The following is a 15,028-nucleotide window of genomic DNA, read 5'->3' as shown; positions in this document are numbered from 1 at the left end:
GACAAACGATGATCGAAGAGTTACCGGACGACATAGAAAATGATGTACTGGACGATATAGAACCTGTCGGTGATGAGTCGCAGCTTTATGAGCACTTCCGCGTGGTAGTGGATAAAGGGCAGGAGATGATGCGTGTGGACAAATATCTGTTCGACCGTCTGACCAATGCTTCGCGTAACCGTATACAGAAAGCCGCCGATGCCGGATTTGTGATGGCGAACGATAAGCCGGTCAAGAGCAGTTACAAAGTGAAACCTTTGGACGTGATAACGGTGATGATGAACCGTCCCCGTTACGAAAACGAGGTTATCCCCGAAGATATTCCCCTGGATATAGTGTATGAAGACAAGTACCTGATGGTTGTCAATAAGCCGGCGGGGCTGGTGGTACATCCCGGGCACGGGAATTATCACGGTACGCTCGTCAATGCCATCGCCTGGCACATGAAAGATATTCCCGATTACGATGCCAACGACCCGCATGTGGGGCTTGTGCACCGTATCGACAAAGATACGTCCGGTTTGCTGGTGATTGCCAAAACACCGGATGCCAAGACCAATCTCGGTCTGCAATTCTTCAATAAAACCACCAAACGCCGTTACCGCGCCCTCGTCTGGGGAAATGTGGAACAAGACGAAGGTACAATCATCGGTAATGTGGGGCGTAATCCTAAAGACCGTATGCAGATGACCGTTCTGCCCGATGACCAGGGTAAGCATGCCGTTACCCATTATCGTGTGCTGGAACGCCTGGGGTATGTGACGCTTGTGGAGTGTATCCTCGAAACAGGCCGTACCCATCAAATCCGTGTGCACATGAAGCATATCGGACATATCCTCTTTAATGATGAACGCTATGGCGGCCATGAGATTCTGAAAGGGACCCATTTTGCCAAATACAAACAGTTTGTAAACAATTGCTTTGATACTTGTCCGCGGCAGGCGCTTCATGCCATGACGCTGGGGTTCGTACATCCCGTCACCGGGGAGGAAATGTACTTTACCTCGGAGTTGCCGGATGATATGAGTCGGCTGATTGATAAGTGGAGAGGCTATATTAGTAATAGAGAATTAGAATGAAACGCACAATTGCTATTGTATGCGGAGGAGACACTTCCGAATTCGAAGTTTCCCTGCGTAGTGCACAAGGAATCTACTCCTTCATCGATAAGGAGAGGTACACATTATATATAGTAGAGATGCAGGGGTCGGACTGGCACGTGCAGCTTCCCGACGGTACGAAAGCTCCGGTAGACCGTAATGATTTCAGCTTCCGGCTGAACGGCGCGAAGGTTGTATTCGATTTTGCATATATCACCATTCACGGAACTCCGGGTGAGGACGGGCGTTTGCAGGGATATTTCGATATGCTTCATATACCTTATTCCTGTTGCGGAGTGCTTGCGGCCGCACTGACGTATGATAAGTTTGCCTGCAATCAATATCTGAAAACGTTCGGTGTGCGTATCGCCGACTCTTTGCTGCTTCGCCAGGGGCAGTCTGTTTCCGACGAAGATGTGATTGAGAAGATAGGCTTGCCTTGTTTCATCAAGCCCAGTCTGGGCGGTTCCAGCTTCGGGGTGACGAAGGTGAATACGAAAGAGCAGATACAACCTGCCGTTGCAAAGGCTTTCGCTGAAGCGAAAGAAGTCTTGGTAGAGGCTTTTATGGAAGGTATGGAGATTACTTGCGGTTGCTACAAGACCAAAGAAAAGTCTGTGGTGTTCCCTATTACGGAAGTAGTATCGCATAATGAGTATTTTGACTATAAAGCCAAATATAACGGTGAGTCGGACGAAATAACTCCGGCGCGCATTCCCGATGAACTGCGCGACCGCGTGCAGAAACTTACTTCCGCCATTTATGATATCCTCGGAGCTTCCGGAATTATCCGCGTAGACTATATCATTACCGAAGGAGAGAAGATAAATCTGCTGGAAGTAAACACTACTCCGGGTATGACCGCTACCAGTTTTATCCCGCAGCAGGTACGCGCGGCGAACCTGGATATTAAAGATGTAATGACAGATATAATAGAAAACCAATTTTAGATATTAACTATTAGGTATCAACCGACTATTAGATGCCCGTTTATTAGTCTTGAAACCAAATGCTTATTGTTTAAAATTTAAAATTGCATATCATGGAATTTGAAGAAATCCGCCCTTATCATGACGAAGAACTACCTCAGATTTTTGAGGAATTAATTGCTGACCCGGCCTTCCAACAAGTGGCTTGCGCCGTTATGCCGGGTGTTCCTTTTGAGGCTATCGCGCAGAAAATGCGTGCGAGCAAGACCAAGCAGGAGTTCCAGGAAAACCTTTGCTACGGCATCTTGCATAAATTAGCCAAAGATACTACAGACGGACTGATACTGGAAAGTATGGCTGTGTTGAACAAGCAGTCTGCCTATACCTATGTGTCCAATCACAGGGACATCATTCTCGACTCCGGTTTCTTGTCTGTTCTTCTGGTGGAGCAGGGGTTGGATACCGTAGAAATCGCTATCGGTGATAATCTGCTGATTTATCCCTGGATTAAGAAATTGGTGCGTATCAATAAATGTTTCACCGTGCAGCGCGCGCTTACCATGCGCCAGATGTTGGAGTCGTCCATTCGTATGTCGCGTTATATGCACTACACGATTGCGGAAAAGAAGCAGTCCATCTGGATAGCCCAACGCGAGGGACGTGCCAAGGACTCTAATGACATCACGCAGGATAGCGTTCTGAAAATGTTGGCGATGGGCGGCGACGGAGACATCATCACCAATCTTCAGGAACTGAATATCGTTCCGCTTTCCATTTCGTACGAATATGATCCTTGCGACTATCTGAAAGCGCAGGAATTCCAGCTGAAGCGTGATATACCCGACTTTAAGAAAACCACGGATGACGACTTGCTGAACATGCAGACCGGACTTCTGGGATACAAAGGCCGTGTATGTTTCCGTATGGCATCTTGTATCAATGAAGATTTGAGCGAATTGGACAGAACATTGCCGAAACCGGAGTTGTTCGTTGCCATATCCGCTTTGATTGATAAGCGTATTCATGCCAACTATCGTATTTTTGCCAATAATTATGTGGCTCACGACTTGCTGCACAATGCCGAGGAGTTTGTCGAACATTATACGGCAGAGGATAAGAAGCGCTTTACAAGTTATATTGACGGTCAGCTGGAGCGTATCACTATTCCTGACAAGGATGTGGATTTCTTGCGTGAGAAGTTGTTGTTGATGTATGCCAATCCGTTGACGAATTATTTGGCTGCGACCAAGTAAGGGCTTGTCGATTGATTGCGTAAAGAGGAATCGTAACAGTGTGTAGTAAGTGGGTATGAAAAAGTACTGCTGTGGCCTGTTTGTCGCTGTTGTGTCGTGCCTGTCGGTATCATGCGGCGATGATGACTATCATTATCCTTCCGTGAAGCAGGATTTTATGACTGCGTTTTCCGGAGCGGACGGACGGTTGGAGTCGGTGTTGACCGATGAGGGCGAGACGTTTCAAATTCTTGAGGATGCGTCAGGCCTGCGTACGAACGCGGATGCATCCGTTCGTATTGTCGCCAATTATGAGACGTCGGTCGCCGGTGACGGTCGGGTTTCAGGCGTAAAACTGTATGCTCTGTTGCAAACGATTTCTCCCCTGCCTCTGACTGCCGGTGAATTTGAAGGGGGAGTGAAAACGGAACCTTCTGAAATACGGAGTATTTGGTTGGGATATGATTATCTGAATGTTGTTTTAGAGGTGAAGCAGCAGGGCAAACATCTTTTTCATTTTGTAGAGGATGGAGTTTCGATAGATGAAGATAGCGGACGTGCCAAAGTGCGGTTGACTTTATATCACGATGTGAGTAGCGATGTGCAAGATTACGGTAAGCGTGCCTATCTGTCCGTTCCCTTAAAACAATATATGACTGAAGGTGTGCAGGGCGTGGATGTTTATTTCAGTATTTATACTTATTCCGATAGCTTCAAAACCTATGTCCTGGATGAAACGGGGCTTCATGTAGAGGGGAATTGATTTCATATACATTATAAATAGATATGAAACAGGTGTCATAAGGACTTTATGGCACCTGTTTTCTTTTTACATGTTATTGTGATAACCGGCATCGGCAATTGTCAGTTCGATGCCCATCTCCTCTAAGCGTAAAGCGGTGGAAGGGGGGATGCGGGAGTCGGTGATGATATGGTCGACATCCTCCATGTCGGAAATCTTGCTGAAACCGCGCCGCCCGAATTTGGAAGAATCTGCAAGCACAATCGTTTTCTGGGCGGTTTGCATCATGACGCGGTTAAGACTTGCTTCCATCATGTTGGTGGTGGTGATACCGAAATCGAGGTCGATACCGTCTACACCGATGAATAACTTGCTGCACGAGAAATCCGCCAATATATTCTCTGCATATTTTCCTACTACGGACAGGCTGCTATGCCGTAATATACCGCCCAGTTGGATGATATATATGTTCTTTTCGCTTGCCAGGATATTCGATACTTCCATGGAAGCGGTAATGACGGTCAATTCGTCCACCGGAACTATGCTGCGCGCGAGTGCGTGCATGGTTGTTCCCGATGCTATAAGTATAGAATCTTTGGGAGCGATGAGGCTTGCGGCTTTCATTCCGATCAGTCTCTTCTCCTCGACATACAGCTTTTCCTTCTCGCTAACATTCCTGTTGTCGATATAGGGGTCTATTAAAATCGCTTTTCCGTGATTTCGGTATAGTTTCTTTTCTCTTTCGAGATCGGTTAAGTCCTTGCGTATCGTAACTGACGAAACGTTAAGGTGTGTGGCTAAGTCCGTTACCAGAATCGAATTATGCTGTATCAACAATTCTAATATGATAGATTGTCTCTCTTCTTTTGTCATAATAAGCTTGAAAATCGTATTTAATGCGCTAATATACTTGAAAAAAACAGTATGGGAAAACTCATAATGCTAAGAAATTATAAAACAGTAGTTCTGTTATCTTTTCTTTTGAAACGTAAGTCTTGTTGTTGCTTTTTTATATAAAACTTCCTATCTGAAGATCTTTTTTCTGCTTTTCAGTAAAAAAACAAAGGAAATGTTTCGTTATTATAAAAATAGAATTTATATTTGTTGCGAAATGAAACCTAAGTCGTTTTGATAAGAAAGCAAAAGCGCTGTTATCCTAATCTTGAAATCAAACGACGTTAACTAATATTATAAGAGACATGGTACTTAATGGCGAAATTAACGAATTTGACATCATTATTATTGGTGGAGGTGCGACCGGAGCGGGTACGGCAAGAGATTGTTCCTTACGTGGAATGCGTGTTTTGCTTGTAGAACGCTTTGATTTTGCTGCTGGTGCCACCGGGCGAAACCACGGATTGCTTCATAGTGGCGCCCGTTATGCGGTGACTGATAGGGAATCGGCTGCCGAATGTATCAAGGAGAATATGATTCTTCGGAAGATAGCGCGCCATTGTGTAGAAGAAAACGGCGGCTTGTTCATCTCTCTTCCGGAAGACGACCTTTCGTATCAAAACTTATTTGTGGAATCGTGTCGGGCCGCAGGTATCAATGCGCAAGTGATAGACCCTGCCGAGGCGAGATTGATAGAACCTTCTGTTAATCCTGCCATAACAGGAGCGGTGAAAGTGCCTGACGGTTCGATAGACCCTTTCAGACTGACTCTGGCAAATGTTATTGATGCCAAAGCTCACGGTGCGAAAGTACTGGTTTATCATGAAGTGACAGCATTGATTCAGGACCGGGGAAGTATCGTCGGAGTCACTGTATTTAATCATAAAACGAAAACAGAACATAATTATTACGCACCTCTGACTATTAATGCGGGAGGTATTTGGGGACATGGCATTGCTGCAAAAGCAGGCATAAGGGTGGACATGTTCCCTGCAAAAGGCTCATTATTGATTTTTGGGCATCGAATCAATAATGTTGTGCTTAACCGTTGCCGCAAGCCTGCCAATGCAGATATTCTTGTTCCTGGAGATACGATCTGCCTGATTGGAACGACATCCAGTCGCGTGGGCTTTGATGAGGTGGATGATGTGCGGGTTACGTCGGAAGAGGTTGATTTGTTGTTGTCGGAGGGGGAGAAGTTGGCTCCTGCTTTGGCTACAACTCGTATTTTGCGCGCATACGCCGGCGTTCGTCCGCTGGTGGCCGCCGATAACGACCCTTCCGGACGTAACATCAGCCGTGGCATCGTGTTGCTGGATCATGAGATACGTGATGGTGTTGCGGGCTTTGTAACTATTACCGGCGGAAAGTTGATGACTTATCGACTGATGGCGGAATGGGCTACGAATCTGGCTTGCAAGAAACTTGGCATTGACAAGCCTTGTACTACGATGAATGAACCCCTTCCCGGTTCGCGTTTGGAAGAGGGACGGTCTGACGGTAAACAAGTGACGACGGATCAACCCAAACGTTCTTCGGTCGGACGTCACGGTGAAATGGCCGCCAGGATTGCGTCGGAAAGCAAGTATGACAACAGTCTGGTCTGCGAATGTGAAGATGTGACCGTAGGTGAGGTAAACTATGCTGTAAACGAACTTGATGTGCATAATCTGATAGACTTGCGTCGTCGCACACGCGTCGGTATGGGAACCTGTCAGGGAGAACTCTGCGCTTGTCGTGCGGCAGGATTGTTGGGTGAGGCGCATAATTGTTCTCAAAAAGCGAAGAATGACCTGGCTTCGTTCCTGAACGAACGCTGGAAAGGATTGTATCCTGTGGCATGGGGCGAAGCATTGCGTGAAAGTGAATATACCCAGTGGGTATACAGTGGAGTTTGTGGAATGGAATAAAATGAATAGAGATGAAATTTGATACTTTAATAATAGGTGGGGGACTTGCCGGTCTGACGTGTGGAATCCGTTTGCAGAAGAATGGCGTGAAATGTGCTATCGTTTCCACCGGGCAAAGTGCGTTGCATTTTTCTTCCGGTTCATTTGATTTGCTTAACGAGCTTGCCGACGGGACAAAGGTGGACAATCCTGTGGCTGCGGCTGACAAGGTTGGTGCGAACCATCCATACGCTAAGTTGGGCGATAATTTTGCCTACTACGTTCGTGAAGCAAAGCAGCAGTTCCTCGATTGCGGCATTGAAGTGAACGGTGACGCCGAGCATAATCATTTACGCATAACTCCGATGGGTACGTTGAAGCCGACGTGGCTGACGTTCTCTGATTTTACGCCGCTTTCCTCGGCAAATGATATAGCCGGTAAGAAGATTCTGGTAGTCAATATGGCCGGATTCCTTGATTTCAACACGAAGTTTGTTGCCGACAGCTTTGAGAAGTATGGCGCCGAATGCCGGATTTCCTCTATTAATCTTCCGGAACTGGAAAGATTACGGATCAGTCCGACGGAAATGCGTTCTACCAATATTGCCAGAGTATTGGAGAATGAAAAAACGCTTGAAGCTTTGATTCTGGAGTTGACCGGAAAGATATCCGGTTTCGACATCGTTGCTTTGCCGGCCGTATTCGGATTGTCGTCCGCGGCGTCGGTAAAGAAGCTGAAAGAATCGTTGGATATTCCGGTGTGGCTGATTCCTACAATGCCGCCTTCCGTTCCGGGTATTCGCGCGCAGCAACAACTCCGCCGTTCTTTTGAAGAGTTGGGAGGAGTTTATATGTTGGGTGATACGGTAGTGAAAGCTGATTTCAGCGGTAATAAAGTGCAGGCGGTATACTCTGTCAATCATGGAGACATCTCATTTGTGGCGGAAAACTTTATCCTTGCTTCGGGCAGCTATTTCAGCAACGGATTGGTTGCGCAGCCGGATAGCGTTATCGAACCTGTTTTCGGCAGTGATGTCGATTTCACTCCCGGACGTGACAGTTGGTATGACAAGGCTTTCTTCAATAAACAGAATTATATGACATTCGGTGTAGCTACCGATGATAAGTTACGGATAAAGATTAAGGGTGATGCGCAACGGAATCTGTTTGCCATTGGGTCGGTGTTGAGCGGGTCCAATACAATACATGAAGGTTGCGGTGCCGGTATTTCCATGCTTACGGCATTATATGTAGCGGATAACTTAATAAAAGGATGATGTCATGAATATGCAGCAGAATAATATAAGCGAAAACAATTTTGAGCAATGTATCAAATGTACGGTTTGTACGGTATATTGTCCGGTTATCCCGGTGAATCCTAAATATCCCGGTCCGAAGCAGGCCGGTCCGGACGAAGAGCGTCTTCGCTTGAAAAGAGGCGAATACTTTGATGAAGCGCTGAAATATTGCTTGAATTGTAAACGTTGTGAAGTGGCTTGTCCTTCGAATGTGAAGATTGGCGACATCATTCAGTTGGCACGTATCAAATATAGTAAGAAGAAACCGGCGTTGCGCGATATTATGCTGGCAAATACGGATTTCGTAGGTACTATGGCGTCTGCCTTTGCTCCCGTAGTGAATACCACATTGTCTCTGAAGCCGGTGAAAATGGTAATGGACGGAGTCTTGAAAATAGACCATCATCGTGTATTTCCGAAGTATTCTTCCCAGACATTCGAGAGCTGGTTCAAAAAGAATGCGATGGCTTCGCAGAATAACTACGGGAAGCATGTAAGTTTCTTCCACGGTTGCTACATCAATTATAATTTCCCCCGGTTGGGTAAAGATATGGTGAGTGTGCTTAACGCAATAGGCTATGGAGTGCATTTGCTTGAAAAAGAGAAATGCTGCGGAGTGGCTTTGATTTCCAACGGTTTGATAAATCAGGCGCGCAAGCAAGCTGAAGCAAATCTCCGCTCTGTCCGTAAGTCGATTTTTGAAGATAAGCGTCCGGTAGTCGGGGCTTCGTCGACTTGTATTTTTACAATGAGGGATGAATATCCGCATTTGCTTGGAATTGATAATGCAGATGTACGCGACAGCATAGAATTGGCTACCCGCTTCATTTTCCGCTTGCTCGAAGAGGGAAATGTAAAACTGAAATTCCGTGATGATGTAAAGATGAAGATAGCCTATCATACGCCTTGCCACATGGAAAAACTCGGTTGGGCGTATTATTCCATCGCTTTGCTGCGCAGTATTCCCAATGTAAATCTCACCGTACTTAATTCCCAATGTTGTGGAATCGCAGGTACATACGGTTTTAAAAAGGAAAACTATGAAACATCACAGGGAATAGGCGCTTCACTGTTCCGTCAGATAGAAGAAGTGGCGGCCGATTTTGTCGCTACCGATTGCGAAACTTGTAAATGGCAGATCGAGATGTCCACTCCGGCAAAAGTAAAACACCCGATTTCGATACTTGCAGAAGCTCTGGACTTAGAAGAAACCAGCAAACTAAATAGTAACAAATAATATTATTCTTAAAATCTTAGTACTATGTGGAATTTTTTAGCACCACCTGCTCATAAGCAGGAATTACCGGCAGAGAAGATTGATTCGACGTATAAAAGTTATCGTTGGCAAGTCTTCCTGGGTATATTTATCGGTTACGCAGGTTTTTATATCGTGCGTAAAAACTTCTCGATGGCCATTCCGGAGCTTGCTCAGTTTGGTTTTGAAAAGGGTGAGTTGAGTATCGTTCTTTCTATGAATGCCGTGGCTTACGCTTTGTCCAAATTCTTGATGGGAAGCGTGTCCGACCGCAGTAATGCACGCGTATTCCTTCCGTTAGGATTGATTTTGGCTGCTGTCTCCATGATGTTTATGATTGTACCGGTGCAGTTCTTCGGTCCGGAACAGAAATCACTGGCTATTATCGTAATGGCTGCTTTAAACTTCCTGGTAGGTTGGTTTAACGGTATGGGCTGGCCTCCTTGCGGACGTGTCATGACTCACTGGTTCTCGGTGACCGAACGCGGAACGATGATGTCCATCTGGAACTGCGCTCATAATGTGGGCGGTGCATTGGTTGGTCCGATGGCTGTTTATGGCGCATTGTGGTTCGGTTCCTGGTTCTATGGCGCTGACTCATCCCGTTACTTCCTCATCGGTACGTATGTATTCCCGGCGGCAGTGGCTATCCTTGTGGCATTAGTGGCATACTGCCTGATACGTGACACTCCTCAATCCTGCGGACTTCCTTCCATTGAGAAGTATCGTAATGATTATCCCAAGAATTATAGCGAGAAGCAGGAAGAAGTGCTTACGGCAAAAGAAATCTTCTTTAAGCATGTATTCAATAACAAGATGCTTTGGTACATCGCTATCGCTAATGCATTTGTCTACATGGTACGTTACGGATGTCTCGATTGGGCTCCTACTTTCCTGAAAGAAGCTCAAGGATATGATATCAAGCAAGCCGGTTGGGCATATTTTGCTTATGAATTTGCGGCAATACCCGGAACATTGGTTTGCGGCTGGTTAAGCGACAAGGTATTTAAGGGCGGACGCGCCATGACTACTATCATCTTCATGGCTATTGTAGCTGTGTTTATTTTCCTTTACTGGCATTTCTCCGATAACTATGTAATTGTAACCTTGTCTCTGATTGCTATCGGTTTCTTCATCTACGGTCCGGTAATGTTGATCGGTGTTCAAGCGCTCGACCTTGCTCCCAAGAATGCCGCCGGTACGGCTGCCGGACTTACCGGGTTCTTCGGGTACTTCTTCGGAACAGCCATCCTTGCCAATGTGGTTCTCGGTTATGTAGCCGAAATGGCAGGCTGGGACTGGACTTTCATACTCCTGCTTATTGCCTGCGCCTTGTCCATTTTGTTGATGTCTTTTACGTATAAAGACGAGAAAGCATTGCTTGCAGAAAGAAACAAACGTTAGAATTTTAAAATCGTCCTTCATGGTAAGCATGGCGCGCTTACTGTATAGTATTAATTAATCACAGGTTGATTGACAGGATTGGAATATGCGCCGAACTAATCCTGTTAATGAACCGCTATCGACAAAAGTATGAAAAAACACTTTTACACACACTTGGGGAAACACTTTGTAAAAATAGCATTTGTTTCCGTGTTAGGTTTGATTTCTGTATCCTGCTCCGATGATATACGGACGGATGGGTTTTCAACCAATGACATCCCAGAACTGCTACCCTTAAGTAATGTACAGAAAGAGATTCTGGCTTATCTTCCAAAAGACTGTATCATCGCCCATCGCGGTACCGAGTTTTGGGCTCCTGAAGAAAGTGAAGCCGCCATGCGCTGGGCGCGTAACATGGGCGCGGACTACCTTGAATGTGACGTACAGCGTACTAAAGATGGAGTTGTACTCGCCCTCCACGATGAAAGCTTACTTCGTACAACCGATGTAGAAGTTATCTACCCCAATCGTCAGAACGATTACGTAAGCGCTTTTACGTACGAAGAACTGTTGAAACTTGATATCGGTTCATGGTTTAAGGATGCTAATCCGGAACAGTGGCGGGAATCATTCAGAGGACTCGAGATTATCACAGTACAAGATGTTATTAAAATTGCGGAAGGTTATCGTTTTAAGCGTTGGGGTAAAGATACCAATGGTGTACTGGATGGTCATCGTTATGGCGAACGCATGTATGACAAAATACAGCTTCCCGATGGAAAAGTTAAATATGACTTTAAGTATGTAGAGGATGAAGCGGACAACGGTAACCGCCCGGGTATCTACGTGGAAACCAAATCACCGTCACTCTTCAGTGGAGTAGAACAGGATTTACATGATATCTTCGTGGAATATGGCTGGTATCACGACGACATCAACCAATTGAAACGGGTTCCTTACAAAAACAATACACCGGGGTTGGTTGATATTGCTAATACACCGGCACGTATCGTTTTGCAGACATTCTCCGATCCCAGTCTCAAAAGTTTCAATTCTGTGTTTAAGCGTACCATTCCTTATGCATACCTCTATGCAGATATGGAATCGACCCCTGCTACTTATGCGCGCCTTATCAACTTTGCTATTGAAAACGGTGCCACGATTATGGCTCCCAATATTGACTATGTTACCGGTTATCCAAGCAGTCTGAAAATATGGCAAGGAGAAATGATACGTCGGGCAGGCATGGATATTCATGCATGGTCATTCAATACCAATGAGCAATATTTGGCTTATACAGGTCCTTGGAGTGATCCAAAGGGAGAAGGCGGTGCAGATAAAAACTATCTGGATATGTCATTTACCAACCTGACAGATTTATGTATCCGGTATTATAACGATACAATGCAAAAATACAAGGACGCAGGTAAGAACTATTTCCGTGACCAGACCCGTAACAGACATGCCGGTAAAGGTACAAAGACCGCACAGCAAGTGCTTGATGAGTTAGGCTACTAAATATCAACCAATTATAATAAAGACAATCATGAAGAAATATATTTTCCCGTTACTGGCTTTCGCTCTGCTGAGTACACAGAGCTGGGGGCAAACGAAGCCCACTGAGGCACAGACAGAACTCAATGCTTATATGGATGACGGTTTAGTGACATTCAAATCTCAGGACGGACAGTATAGTTTCCGCGTCGGCGGACGATTAGCGGTAGACGGTGCATATTACATCGATGACTATACAGACCGCAGTTCAGGTGCCGATCTGTCTTCGGCCCGTATACGTATCTTCTCCAAATTGGGTAGTAAACTTGATGTGAAGTTCGATATTGACTTTGCTTCCGGCGTATCTATCAAAGATGCCTATTTGCGTTGGCACACAGACCGTGCCGGCTTCTTGCGCGTCGGTCATTTTGCCGAACCGTTTTCTGCTGAAAACATAGCCAGTACATTCGACTATAACTTTATCAATAAGTCCGCCACCAACGAAGCCTTCGCACCCGGACGTGCTTTGGGAGTTTCCTACCGTCATTACAGTAACTATCTATGGGGCGAAGGTGGAATTTTCTCTCAGAAAATAGGTAAGTCTCATTCCAATGGTGATATGGGTTGGGGCGTAACAGCTCGTTTGCTGGCTCGTTACACCGGTGAAGATTGGGCTGTTCATGCCGGTGGAGCTTTCAGCTATCGTATTCCTGACGCCAACGGGTTCGCCAATGGCAATGATGACTATAACCGCTCCGTGATACTTGCGTCTTCACTGGAATCCGCCATTGATAAGACAAACATGCTCTATTCTAAAGTCAATAATGTTAAACAGACTTTCAAGTATAACATAGAGGGATTGGCTACTTGGAGAAATCTTTATCTGACAGGCGAATATACACATGGAAAGTATGTACGCGAAAGAGACTGGGATTATAACTTCCAAACATCACTCGGTACACTTATGGGTACCTTTACCCCTACACCGGAAATCTACAAGTCATTTTTCGGTCCTGATACCAACGCGGAATTCAGCGGCTATCAAGTACAGGCAGGTTGGTTGATTCGTGGCGGTAACTACCGTTACAACAAGGTAGATGCCTTGATGAACCGTCCCGGCAGAAATTCTCTCGAACTGATTGCCCGTTACAACCATACCGACCTCAACTATATCGAGCCGGGTAGCATCTTCATGAACGGTAAATTCTACTCCAATGAGATGATGGCGAGTTGGGGTATGGCCAATACCTCCGTCGTAGGTGGTGTAGCCAACACCTTTACAGTAGGAGTAAACTACTATTTCACACACAATATCGCTATGAAAGTCAACTATTCTTATGCGCATCTGGACCAACAGTACAGCGATGCTTTCAGATATGACAAGAATTTACACACATTGCAAATGAGATTGCAGCTCGAATTCTGATGCTGTAATTAATTTAAACTGTCCCCGTCACATGAGCACATGTGATGGGGATACTTAATTAGGAATCTCCTCATGTAAAGTATGAATTAAAGACGGAACGGCAAAAGGTAGAATTGCAGTATCACAAAATTTGTGCAATCCGTGCCCTATCCTCACAAATTACATTATCTTTGCTGCACACTATACTCTTAGCGTCAGAAAGATTGTATGAAACAAAAACTACCATCCAGTCCCGGTCCTATCGGTGTATTCGATTCCGGATACGGTGGGCTTACTATCCTGAGCAAAATACGGGAAGCCCTACCGGAATACGATTATGTCTATCTGGGTGACAATGCCCGCGCTCCCTACGGAACACGTTCGTTTGAAGTTGTCTATGAATTCACATTGCAGGCAGTCACAAAACTGTTTGAAATGGGTTGTCACCTGGTAATTCTTGCCTGTAATACGGCATCCGCCAAAGCTCTGCGTAGTATCCAGATAAACGATTTGCCACATCTCGACCCGGCACGCCGCGTATTGGGCGTTATCCGCCCTACTGTGGAATGTATCGGTAATATAACCCGTAGCCGGCATGTCGGAGTTCTTGCCACAGGCGGAACAATCAAGTCCGAATCCTATCCTTTGGAAATACATAAACTTTTCCCCGACATCAAAGTCAGCGGAGAGGCCTGCCCGCTATGGGTATCACTTGTAGAGAACAACGAAGCGCAAGGAGACGGAACGGATTACTTCATCCGCAAATATATAAACGAACTCCTGGCCAAAGACCGGGAGATAGACACCGCTATTTTGGGTTGTACACATTATCCGATACTATTGCCTAAAATCCGGCAATATATGCCTGATGGTATCACCATAGTATCACAGGGAAAATTAGTGGCGGACAGTTTGAAAGATTATCTCCGCCGTCATCCCGAAATAGATGCAAAATGTACACAAGGCGGCGAATGTACTTATTATACTACAGAGGCGGAAGAGAAATTCGTCGAATCTGCATCTATCTTTCTGAATGAGGCGGTCACGGTACAGCGTATCGAGTTGTAGGCACAAATTGCCTGACATTAAACATTAAACCGAAAAAACTTGTTATATTTGTAAAACAAGAACTCTAAATTCATACCATTATGAAAGAAGAAGATAAAAGCAAGCTCATCGAAGTGTTCAAAGGATCGCTTTGGGAAGCTGAACTTGTAAAAAGTTTGCTGGGAAACAATGACATCGAATCAACCTTGAAAGATGGGATGGTAGTCAACATCGTCCTGCCCGAGACTGCTGTCGATGTAGCAGTGCTCGTCAATGAAGCGAATTATGAAGCAGCCATGGAGGTTGTTCGCTCATACGAAAAGAAAGAAGACGGAGATTAAACTTCCCACACCGGGAAAC

General features: G+C 45.5%; 13 protein-coding genes. 12 read left to right on the top strand and 1 reads right to left on the bottom strand.

From position 1 onward, the window contains the following. Nucleotides 1–8 precede the first annotated feature (8 nt). The 4 genes from BHV73_RS00340 to BHV73_RS00325 all read left to right on the top strand — a co-directional run bounded on the left by BHV73_RS00340 (nucleotide 9) and on the right by BHV73_RS00325 (nucleotide 4,024). Nucleotides 9–1,079, top strand: coding sequence for an RluA family pseudouridine synthase (locus tag BHV73_RS00340; protein WP_087413278.1), 1,071 nt, complete (start codon nucleotides 9–11; stop codon nucleotides 1,077–1,079). Continuing rightward, nucleotides 1,076–2,050: a D-alanine--D-alanine ligase gene (locus BHV73_RS00335; protein WP_087413277.1), complete on the top strand. Its 975-nt coding sequence runs from the start codon at nucleotides 1,076–1,078 to the stop codon at nucleotides 2,048–2,050. Before BHV73_RS00340 ends, BHV73_RS00335 begins: the two co-directional genes overlap by 4 nt. 92 nt (nucleotides 2,051–2,142) lie before the next feature. Beyond that, nucleotides 2,143–3,282 carry a 1-acyl-sn-glycerol-3-phosphate acyltransferase gene (locus tag BHV73_RS00330; RefSeq protein ID WP_087413276.1) on the top strand — a complete coding sequence of 380 codons (1,140 nt, stop codon included), beginning with the start codon at nucleotides 2,143–2,145 and terminating at the stop codon, nucleotides 3,280–3,282. A 55-nt stretch (nucleotides 3,283–3,337) separates the two neighbouring features. Further along, nucleotides 3,338–4,024 (top strand): NigD1/NigD2 family lipoprotein, encoded by a 687-nt coding sequence (locus BHV73_RS00325; RefSeq protein ID WP_039950720.1) that lies wholly within the window; start codon nucleotides 3,338–3,340, stop codon nucleotides 4,022–4,024. Nucleotides 4,025–4,090: 66 nt separating this feature from the next. Here the strand turns inward: BHV73_RS00325 and BHV73_RS00320 are convergent, their stop codons facing one another. Next, on the bottom strand, nucleotides 4,091–4,876 hold the full coding sequence (locus BHV73_RS00320; RefSeq protein ID WP_009121848.1) for a DeoR/GlpR family DNA-binding transcription regulator: 786 nt from the start codon (nucleotides 4,874–4,876) through the stop codon (nucleotides 4,091–4,093). 326 nt (nucleotides 4,877–5,202) lie between these two features. Between BHV73_RS00320 and glpA the strand changes: the two genes are divergently transcribed. The 8 genes from glpA (at nucleotide 5,203) to BHV73_RS00280 (ending at nucleotide 15,009) form a co-directional block, all read left to right on the top strand. Continuing rightward, nucleotides 5,203–6,807 (top strand): anaerobic glycerol-3-phosphate dehydrogenase subunit A, encoded by a 1,605-nt coding sequence (gene glpA / locus BHV73_RS00315; RefSeq protein ID WP_009121849.1) that lies wholly within the window; start codon nucleotides 5,203–5,205, stop codon nucleotides 6,805–6,807. 11 nt (nucleotides 6,808–6,818) lie between these two features. Continuing rightward, nucleotides 6,819–8,063, top strand: a complete 1,245-nt coding sequence (gene glpB / locus BHV73_RS00310; protein ID WP_087413275.1) for a glycerol-3-phosphate dehydrogenase subunit GlpB — start codon at nucleotides 6,819–6,821, stop codon at nucleotides 8,061–8,063. A 4-nt stretch (nucleotides 8,064–8,067) separates the two neighbouring features. Further along, nucleotides 8,068–9,321, top strand: a complete 1,254-nt coding sequence (gene glpC / locus BHV73_RS00305) for an anaerobic glycerol-3-phosphate dehydrogenase subunit GlpC (RefSeq protein WP_087413274.1) — start codon at nucleotides 8,068–8,070, stop codon at nucleotides 9,319–9,321. Nucleotides 9,322–9,345: 24 nt separating this feature from the next. Next, nucleotides 9,346–10,743, top strand: coding sequence for a phosphoglycerate transporter protein PgtP (gene pgtP / locus BHV73_RS00300; RefSeq protein WP_118481645.1), 1,398 nt, complete (start codon nucleotides 9,346–9,348; stop codon nucleotides 10,741–10,743). Between the two features lie 129 nt (nucleotides 10,744–10,872). After that, nucleotides 10,873–12,240, top strand: coding sequence for a glycerophosphodiester phosphodiesterase family protein (locus tag BHV73_RS00295; protein ID WP_087413259.1), 1,368 nt, complete (start codon nucleotides 10,873–10,875; stop codon nucleotides 12,238–12,240). Nucleotides 12,241–12,268: 28 nt separating this feature from the next. Then, on the top strand, nucleotides 12,269–13,642 hold the full coding sequence (locus BHV73_RS00290) for an OprO/OprP family phosphate-selective porin (protein WP_118469319.1): 1,374 nt from the start codon (nucleotides 12,269–12,271) through the stop codon (nucleotides 13,640–13,642). A 207-nt stretch (nucleotides 13,643–13,849) separates the two neighbouring features. Continuing rightward, a complete protein-coding gene (murI, locus tag BHV73_RS00285; protein WP_009121860.1) occupies nucleotides 13,850–14,689 on the top strand; it encodes a glutamate racemase in 840 nt (279 codons plus the stop codon). Nucleotides 14,690–14,769: 80 nt separating this feature from the next. Then, complete coding sequence (locus BHV73_RS00280; protein WP_009121859.1) at nucleotides 14,770–15,009, top strand: DUF2007-related protein; 240 nt, start codon at nucleotides 14,770–14,772, stop codon at nucleotides 15,007–15,009. Nucleotides 15,010–15,028: the final 19 nt, after the last annotated feature.

It is taken from the genome of Bacteroides sp. 44_46, assembly GCF_001915465.1.
Lineage (GTDB): Bacteria > Bacteroidota > Bacteroidia > Bacteroidales > Bacteroidaceae > Bacteroides > Bacteroides clarus.
Note: the sequence above shows the minus strand (reverse complement) of the source record. Positions and strands in the feature narration are given on the sequence as shown.

Coding starts and splice junctions, on each gene's coding strand:
- BHV73_RS00340 (WP_087413278.1), top strand. CDS start 9: ATGATCGAAGAGTTACCGGACGACATAGAAAATGATGTACTGGACGAT.
- BHV73_RS00335 (WP_087413277.1), top strand. CDS start 1,076: ATGAAACGCACAATTGCTATTGTATGCGGAGGAGACACTTCCGAATTC.
- BHV73_RS00330 (WP_087413276.1), top strand. CDS start 2,143: ATGGAATTTGAAGAAATCCGCCCTTATCATGACGAAGAACTACCTCAG.
- BHV73_RS00325 (WP_039950720.1), top strand. CDS start 3,338: ATGAAAAAGTACTGCTGTGGCCTGTTTGTCGCTGTTGTGTCGTGCCTG.
- BHV73_RS00320 (WP_009121848.1), bottom strand. CDS start 4,876: ATGACAAAAGAAGAGAGACAATCTATCATATTAGAATTGTTGATACAG.
- glpA (WP_009121849.1), top strand. CDS start 5,203: ATGGTACTTAATGGCGAAATTAACGAATTTGACATCATTATTATTGGT.
- glpB (WP_087413275.1), top strand. CDS start 6,819: ATGAAATTTGATACTTTAATAATAGGTGGGGGACTTGCCGGTCTGACG.
- glpC (WP_087413274.1), top strand. CDS start 8,068: ATGAATATGCAGCAGAATAATATAAGCGAAAACAATTTTGAGCAATGT.
- pgtP (WP_118481645.1), top strand. CDS start 9,346: ATGTGGAATTTTTTAGCACCACCTGCTCATAAGCAGGAATTACCGGCA.
- BHV73_RS00295 (WP_087413259.1), top strand. CDS start 10,873: ATGAAAAAACACTTTTACACACACTTGGGGAAACACTTTGTAAAAATA.
- BHV73_RS00290 (WP_118469319.1), top strand. CDS start 12,269: ATGAAGAAATATATTTTCCCGTTACTGGCTTTCGCTCTGCTGAGTACA.
- murI (WP_009121860.1), top strand. CDS start 13,850: ATGAAACAAAAACTACCATCCAGTCCCGGTCCTATCGGTGTATTCGAT.
- BHV73_RS00280 (WP_009121859.1), top strand. CDS start 14,770: ATGAAAGAAGAAGATAAAAGCAAGCTCATCGAAGTGTTCAAAGGATCG.